Consider the following 2,959-nt stretch of genomic DNA (forward strand, 5'->3'; position numbering starts at 1 on the left):
CATGTCCCGCATCGACACGATCTCCTACGGTAAAGAGCGCCCGATCGCTGCTGGTTCTGACGAGCAAGCATGGGCACTGAACCGGAACGGCTTCACGCAAATCGTTTCCGGCGCGACCACAAGCTAAGCTTTCTGTCGCGAATAGCTTCACAAGATGCAGCCGGGTGCCTTAATTTGGCCCCGGCTGTTTTCGTATAAATCCAAGAAATCCTCCGGAGGCTCATCCATGTTCAAAGCGCCCGCTCTTGTCCTCGCCAGCCTGTGCCTCGTGGCCAGCCCTGCCATCGCTCAGCGGAGTGCGCCGATCACTCAGGGCGTGACGAGTTCAGATCTTTCCCAGCAGGTGGCGCAGGCGCGTCAACAGAGCGCTCAGGTGCAGGTTGAGGTAAACGGCCTGACCGGCGATGTGATGCAGCTGACGGGTCGCGTTGAAACCCTGGAGTTCCAGCTTCAGCAATCGCGCGAGCAGACCGAAAACCTCCAACGCGACAATGAAGCCCTGATTGACGAGATTGATGATCTGCGCACCCAGCTGGACGCGCAGTCTGAGGACATGGCCGCATTGAAATCCTTCATGGCGTCAGCTGGCCTGATGCCGGAAACCGAGCCGACACCGGACGGTATGACGGGCGCGTTCCCGGATGATGCGATGACGGGTATCGGCGATTCTGCAGCATCCGGCCCGCGCCGCCTCAACGGGCTGAGCGAAATGCCGGAGCCTGAACCTAAATCCCAATCCGGACCTACGCGCCTGACGCCTGCCAGCACCTTTGCAGAGAATGACGCGTTGCCGGAAGGCTCACTCGGCACCATTCCTGCCAGCGCGTTGCCGGGGGAGGCGGGGCCATTGTTCGCACTCGCCAAGTCTCGCCTGATCCAGTTCGACTATGCGGGCGCAGAAGAAGCGTTCCGGGCTTTCCTTGACCGGTTCGGAGATGATCCGCAGGCGGGCGAAGCGCATTACTGGTTGGGAGAGTCGCTTTACCAGCAGAAGGCCTATGCTGACAGCGGGGCGGCCTATACGACCATGATCCGCTCTTATCCGGATGATCCGCGTGCCCCTGATGCGCTTGTGAAGCTCGCCCGCGCAATGCGCCTGATCGGTGACAAGGAAAAGGCCTGCCTGGCGCTCGGCACCTTGCCGAGCCGGTATCCCAATGCCTCCGGCGTGACACGTGACCTGGCCGCGGTGGAGCGCACCAAGTCCGGTTGCGACAACTGATTTGCACGTCTGACGTCTGATGGACCTGTTCGACCGGCTCTGCGGCAAGGCCACAGGGCCGGTTGGCGTTGCGGTCTCAGGTGGCAGCGATTCCCTTGCGCTGCTCATCCTCGCGCATGAATGGGCGGAGCAGTCCGGTCGGGCGCTTGTCGCGTTCACGGTCGATCACAGATTGCGCCCGGAAGCCGCTGACGAAGCCCGCGCGGTGGCAGAGATTTGTGCAGGCCTCAATGTGCCCCATCAGACACTGGTCTGGCGTACCCCGAAAGGGAAGCAGGCACTGGCCCGGCGGGCCCGTCACGCGCTGATGGCTGAAGCGCTGCGGGTCGAGGGCGGCACGCACCTTCTTCTGGGGCATACAGCCGATGATCAGGTTGAGACTTTCCTGATGCGCGCCCGGCAAGGGTCCACCTGGTATGGATTGGCGGGTATGCAGCCCATCGCGCTGTCGCCTGTCTGGCCGGAAGGGCAGGGCATGCGGATTGCCCGTCCGGTTCTGAAGCGCTCGCGCGCGGATTTGCGGGAGGAACTGGAACGGCGCGGCGTCGACTGGATCGACGACCCTTCCAATCGAAATCCGGCCTATGAACGCGTGCGGGTTCGCACCTTGCTGGCAGGGCAAGAGCGGCTGAAAACCCCGAATCCTTGCCTGTCAGGCCCGGCTTCAGGATCTGCGGCGGCTCGAAGAACGACTGATTGCACACTGGATGCGCGAACAGGTTTCGATCGATAGCGAAGGTGTGTTCCGGCTTGATTTGTCGGGACTGCCGGAGGATCGCCTGATCCGCGCCTTGGGCGTGATGCTACAGATTGTTGGAGGGCGTGAGACGCCGCCGCGAAAGGATGCGGTGGAGCCGCTTGCCATGCGGCTGACCAGTGATGAGCCCTTCTCGGGCGCGACGCTTGGCGGCGTCATGATCTATCGCAATCGCGATGATGTAAGTCTTGCGCCCGAGCCAGAGGTTTCAGGCGATGCTGCAGAGGAAAAGCTGGCTCGCGCCCGGTTCGCGGCAATTCGCAGCCTGTATGGCGCCGGTACGTGACAAAACAGCCATTTTAAGAGCTTTTGAGTCGTTTTCGTGCCATAAGCTTCCTATCTTACGGAACGAACACCGAAATTGGAGAAGATCCCGAAGCATTTCTGGTAAGTAGTACTTCTTCTTAGCGTGCTTCATCTGCGGATAAAATTTTCCGAAGGTGAACATATCCGCCGTAGCCACTGAATATTCTTTTTCTGGAGATAGCTGATGACCGTTATGGAGAATTTCTGTTACGTGATGAAGACCATCATCCATTACGACTGTTTTCACTTCGAAGTCCATCAAAAGCCATGATACCCATGACTTCTCCTCTGAAACCTAATCCTTTAAACGTTAAATGCACGAGTTCGTCAGACATTGCATATGCGACGATCTCACGTAATTCACTTCCTTTTAGAATAACTTTACATGGATTGACTGGGTGTGGACATATACGATGAAGGTCTTCTCTCGACACCTTCCCTTCACTTAATCCATCAAGTAGCATACCCGAATTGATCATTCCAATATGAGCATTGCACCATTCTCTAAGAGCAGCAGAGAGCTCGTCAGGAAGGACAGAGCGCCTGAACCACTCTGCTTCTAGAGGTTGTTCGAGGCGGCACACGACCTCGTCTAATAAGTTTTGTGCATTCGCTCCTAATCGATCTAGCTGTTAGGTGCTGTACGTCCTGAAGTAAGTGTGGGTGTTAACCTT

Annotated in this window: 4 protein-coding genes; 3 read left to right on the forward strand and 1 reads right to left on the reverse strand. The window is 57.9% G+C overall.

Features of this window, described 5'->3' with window-relative positions; genetic code table 11:
- Nucleotides 1-226: 226 nt before the first annotated feature.
- Genes ybgF through ACXADT_RS21725 form a run of 3 tightly spaced genes read left to right on the forward strand, consistent with a single transcriptional unit; the run spans nt 227 to nt 2,265 of the window.
- Nucleotides 227-1,222 carry a tol-pal system protein YbgF gene (gene ybgF / locus ACXADT_RS21715; protein WP_474835895.1) on the forward strand — a complete coding sequence of 332 codons (996 nt, stop codon included), beginning with the start codon at nt 227-229 and terminating at the stop codon, nt 1,220-1,222.
- A gap of 19 nt (nt 1,223-1,241) precedes the next feature.
- Complete coding sequence (gene tilS, locus ACXADT_RS21720) at nt 1,242-1,955, forward strand: tRNA lysidine(34) synthetase TilS (protein WP_474835896.1); 714 nt, start codon at nt 1,242-1,244, stop codon at nt 1,953-1,955.
- Entirely contained in the window at nt 1,930-2,265 is a 336-nt protein-coding gene (locus ACXADT_RS21725; protein WP_474835897.1) for a hypothetical protein, read from the forward strand. Before tilS ends, ACXADT_RS21725 begins: the two co-directional genes overlap by 26 nt.
- A gap of 244 nt (nt 2,266-2,509) precedes the next feature.
- Here ACXADT_RS21725 and ACXADT_RS21730 read toward each other — a convergent pair whose 3' ends face one another.
- Nucleotides 2,510-2,869 carry a 5'-nucleotidase C-terminal domain-containing protein gene (locus ACXADT_RS21730; protein ID WP_474835898.1) on the reverse strand — a complete coding sequence of 120 codons (360 nt, stop codon included), beginning with the start codon at nt 2,867-2,869 and terminating at the stop codon, nt 2,510-2,512.
- Nucleotides 2,870-2,959 lie beyond the last annotated feature (90 nt).

The sequence above is a fragment of the Anaerobacillus sp. ABR4_321 genome (assembly GCF_056158505.1).